This window comes from Caulobacter sp. B11 (genome assembly GCF_002737765.1).
In the GTDB taxonomy this organism is placed as follows: Bacteria; Pseudomonadota; Alphaproteobacteria; order Caulobacterales; family Caulobacteraceae; genus Caulobacter.
This window is the reverse complement of the sequence record NZ_PEGG01000341.1, coordinates 1-4,049: the sequence shown is the minus strand read 5'-3', so window position 1 is coordinate 4,049 and position 4,049 is coordinate 1. Positions and strand designations below refer to the sequence as shown.

4 protein-coding genes and 1 pseudogene are annotated in these 4,049 nt (G+C 68.8%); 1 reads left to right on the top strand and 4 read right to left on the bottom strand.

Annotated elements, in window-relative coordinates:
- From CSW58_RS12350 to CSW58_RS12340, 3 genes and pseudogenes are all read right to left on the bottom strand, one after another.
- Nucleotides 1–1,188, bottom strand: a pseudogene (locus CSW58_RS12350) (allantoate amidohydrolase); the annotation flags it as partial.
- 250 nt (nt 1,189–1,438) lie between these two features.
- Nucleotides 1,439–2,161 (bottom strand): anti-sigma factor domain-containing protein, encoded by a 723-nt coding sequence (locus tag CSW58_RS12345; protein ID WP_099447483.1) that lies wholly within the window; start codon nt 2,159–2,161, stop codon nt 1,439–1,441.
- Nucleotides 2,158–2,712 carry a sigma-70 family RNA polymerase sigma factor gene (locus CSW58_RS12340; RefSeq protein ID WP_099447482.1) on the bottom strand — a complete coding sequence of 185 codons (555 nt, stop codon included), beginning with the start codon at nt 2,710–2,712 and terminating at the stop codon, nt 2,158–2,160. The genes CSW58_RS12345 and CSW58_RS12340 overlap by 4 nt, the downstream gene beginning before the upstream one ends.
- A 224-nt stretch (nt 2,713–2,936) precedes the next feature.
- On the opposite strand from CSW58_RS12340, the gene CSW58_RS12335 reads away from it, so the two are divergent.
- On the top strand, nt 2,937–3,434 hold the full coding sequence (locus CSW58_RS12335) for a hypothetical protein (RefSeq protein WP_143755200.1): 498 nt from the start codon (nt 2,937–2,939) through the stop codon (nt 3,432–3,434).
- A 210-nt stretch (nt 3,435–3,644) separates the two neighbouring features.
- Here the strand turns inward: CSW58_RS12335 and CSW58_RS15460 are convergent, their stop codons facing one another.
- Nucleotides 3,645–3,872 (bottom strand): DUF2177 family protein, encoded by a 228-nt coding sequence (locus CSW58_RS15460; RefSeq protein ID WP_236627816.1) that lies wholly within the window; start codon nt 3,870–3,872, stop codon nt 3,645–3,647.
- Nucleotides 3,873–4,049: the final 177 nt, after the last annotated feature.

The window sequence follows — 4,049 nt, the reverse complement described above, 5'->3', positions numbered from 1 at the left end:
GGATGAAGCCCAGCATCGCCCGCGCCGCCTGGGAGCAGTCGGCGGCGGTGACGGCCTCGCGCGGATTGTGGCTGATCCCGCCCTCGCAGCGGATGAACAGCATGGCGGTGGGGCAGAGGGCGGCCATGACCATGGCGTCGTGGCCCGCGCCGCTGGGCAGGCGGCGGGCGACCTGGCCCGTCTCGGCCACGGCCGCTTCCAGGAGGGCTGTGAGGCCGGGGTCGCAGGGGCTTTCGGCCAGGGACTGCATCAGGCTGACGCTGACGGTCAGGCCGCGGCGGGCGGCGATGGCCTCGAGCTCGCGGGTGATGGCGACCACCGCCGCGTCGCGGGTAGTCGAGGTCTCGGCCCGCACGTCGATCGAGAACTCCACAGCGCCGGGGATCACGTTGAAGGCGCCGGGCAGGGCGGTGATCCGGCCCACCGTGCCGACCAGCCCGTCCTGGCCCGCCAGATCGCCAAGGGGCCGCAGATCCGCTCGACCGCCAGGATCGCCTCGGCGGCGGCCGGGCCAGGATCCTTGCGCAGGCCCATGGGCGTGGTGCCCGCATGGCCGGCCAGACCGGTGAACCGCACCATCAGCCGCTTCTGGGCCGCGATGGCGGTGACCACGCCCAGGGCCAGACCCTCGGCCTCCAGCACCGGGCCCTGTTCGATATGGGCCTCGAGGAAGGCCAGCACCTCGCCGGGACGGCGGGCGGCCTCTTCCAGGCGGGTCGGATCCAGGCCGAAGGCGGCGAAGGCCTCGGCTAGGCTGACGCCGTCGGCGTCGGTCATCTCCATGACGGCGGGATCGACGGTTCCGGCGACGGCTCGGCTGCAGGCCATCGAAGCGGGAAAACGCGAGCCCTCCTCGTCGCCAAACGCGATGACCTCGATCGCGAAGGGCAGGCGGCGGCCGGCGTCGCTCAGGGCCTGGACGCAGTCGATGCCCAGTGTCACGCCCAGGGCCCCGTCATAGCGGCCGCCATTGCGCACGCTGTCGATATGCGAGCCGATCAGCAGGGCCGGGGCGTCCGGGGTCAGGCCCTCATAGCGGCCGACCAGATTGCCCGCCGTGTCGCGGCGGGCGGTCATGCCCGCCTGGGTCATCCAGAAGGTCAGGGTGTCGAGGGCGGCGTCGTGGGCCGGAGTCAGGAAGCGGCGCACGAGCATGTCGTCGGCCTCGCTGTAGGGCGAGACGCCCATCAGGTCGCAGCGGGCCTTGGCCCTATCGCCGATCTTGAACTGCTCGCTCACCCGTTCGGTCCCGCCCCGCCATCGATTCCGGCCAGGGCGATCTTGCTACCGACGCGCGGGCCGCGACAGCCCTGGTCGGCGGCGCGCCCGCTCAAATCGACGCGCGATGCCTCGGCAGGCGTCAGCCGAAGCGGCCGGCGCCTGCGCATAAGTCATAAAGCACTTACTTAGCGACCGCGAGGCCTAAGCGGTCAGAGCGTCAGGCCCGGGCGAACTTGCCCGCCGCCCGGACCGAACCGGTGGCCACGCCGGTCGGCGCGCCGCCCGGCGGTTCGTCGGTGACGGCGAGCAGGGCGGTGTACAGCCCCTCGGCCTTCAGCCCTTCCGGCGCCTTGATCCGCTTCGGCGCGGTGGTCGGGATCACGCCCAGCGAGATGGCCTTCTGGCCCTCGGGGATGATCCACAGCTCGGCGTCGCGGCCCTCGGGCATGGTCATGTCGACCGGGGTCAGCAGCAGCTCGCCGGTGGCGCGGTCCAGGGTGGCGACCAGGCGGGCCTGGTTGGTCTCCGGATCGTTGATCAAGGCGACCTGGGCGGCCTCGACCTGAGCGACCGGCGGGGCGACCGGAGTCGGCGGCGGGGCCTTGGGCAGGGCGACGATCACCAGGCAGGCGGCGGCCAGGGCCCCGGCGGCGGCGGTCAGGCCGCGCCACAGGCGGACATTGTTCCAGGCGGTCGGGCGGGCCGGCTCGATCAGGCTGATGATCCGGGCCCAGACGCTGGGCGGCGGCGTGACCGAGGCGACATCGGCCGCCAGGGGCGTCAGATGGGTTTCCCACCACTGCACGGCGCGGGCGAAGGCCGGCTCGCTGGCGACCCGGCGTTCGGCCTCGGCCCGCTCGGCCGCGTCGAGCACGCCCAGCACATATTCGCCGGCCAGGGGACGCTCGTCCTCGCCCATCGGGGTTGCGAGATCGGTCATGCTTCGAGACACGCGCGAAGGCTGATCAGGCTGCGCCGGATCCAGCTTTTCATGGTGCCCAGCGGCACGCCCAGCGACTGGGCCAGGGCGTCATAGGTCAGGCCCTCGAAGAAGGCGGTGCGCACCGCGCCGGCGTGTTTGGGGTCGAGCTGGTCGATGCAGCCGTTCAGGCGCAGGCGCTCCTCGTCGGTCTCGACCACGGTGGAGGCCAGGGGCGCGGTGTCGGGCAGGGCCTCGGCCTCGTCGACGCCGGCCATCACCCGGCCGCCGCGGGCGCGGATCCGGTCGATCGACCGGTTACGGGCCATGGCGACCAGCCAGGTGATCGGACTGGCCTTTTCCGGGTCGAACCGGTCGGCCTTGTTCCACACCGTCAGATAAACATCCTGCAGCACGTCTTCCGCCTCCTCGCGGTCATTCAAGATACGGAGGCAGACCCCAAACAGTTTCGCGGAGGTGTGACGATAGACGTATTTGAGGGCGTCGTTGTCGCGGTTGGCCACGCGGGCGATGGCGCGCGAAAGCAAGGCGCGGCTAGTGTCGGCATCCATCGATCAGGCGGTCCCGCGGTGCATTGTCGCACAACGGTGGCATGGCGACTCGTCAGAGGCAATGGGTTGGCTGGGCGTAGAGGGAGATCAGGTTTCCGGACTGGATTTAGTTTCCGTTCGCGAGCCAAGGCAGGCGATCGCGATGAACGCTTCCGGGCGCAATGGTGCTAGGCTTGGGTTCCCAGGTCGCGTGCGCGCGGACTGGTGAAACTCCTCATCTGCAGATGCCGGTCTCGATGATGCTGCCAAGAGCTGTGAAATCTCTGATTGCTTGCACGGCTGCCGCGGTGCTCGGCCCAATGATTGTTCAGGGCGGGTTGCTCTTCTTTGGGATGGTTGCGGATGTACCGGTAATGCGCGACTTCAGCCCGATGGGCCAAATGTATGTCTTTGTATCCTGTGTTTCGCTTGCTGCGCTGATCGTGTGCTGGATGCCAACACAGGCCTTGATGCAGATGTTTCATCAGACAGGGTTTGTGACGCTCTTGTGCGGCGGATGCCTGTTCGGCCTAGCGGCAGCGCTGATTGTCGACCACGGCCTTCAGACCGAAGAGCGGCAAGGTGTTGGGCCTGGGCTTTGGGCCTTCGACCAAATAGCCTGGAGCTTGTGCGTTTACGGTTCCCTCCTGGGCGGCTTGTGTTCGAGCCTGGCGTGGATCTTCCGAAGGCCGGACATGGATCAAAGCTCCATAACGCTTAAGGCAGGGGGTCAGGTCGCTTAAGCCTTCAACGTGAAGATGGCGGTACTGCTGGTCGCATCGCTGTATCCGCTGATGGCCCACCTAGGGCTCAGCCCCTGAGCCGAGGGGAAGCCGCGGCCACTGGTGGTGTCGCCGTGGCGTCATTCAAGCATGCTCTCCCTCGCTACCGCTGGCGGCGCGGGTCTTCCTAAACCATCCCTCGCCGCCCCTCGCAGCCTCCGCGTGCGCGCCCTACTTCACCGCCCGCAGCACCGCGAAGCCGGCCGAAGCGGCGACGGTGGTCAGGAAGGTTCCCCAGGCCATGTCGACCACGGTGATGGTCGTCGACCACACCTTCAGGGTCGCCTGGTTGGTCAGGTCATAGGTGGCGTAGGCGCAGAAGCCGAACACGGCGGCGTTGAACAGCAGGCGGCTCCAGCTGTTTTCGCGGTCAGCCGGCAGCACGGCCAGCAGCACCACCCCGGTCAGATAGACCAGATAGAAGGCCGCCGCCGGGCCAGGGCGGCGGTGTCGGCCATCAGCTCGCCGATGCGCGGGCGATAGAGGCGCGGGCCATCAGGGTCAGCCAGACCAGATCCAGGACCAGCATGACGCCGCCGGTGGCCAGAAAGCCGAAAAGGGTTCGTTTCATGCCGT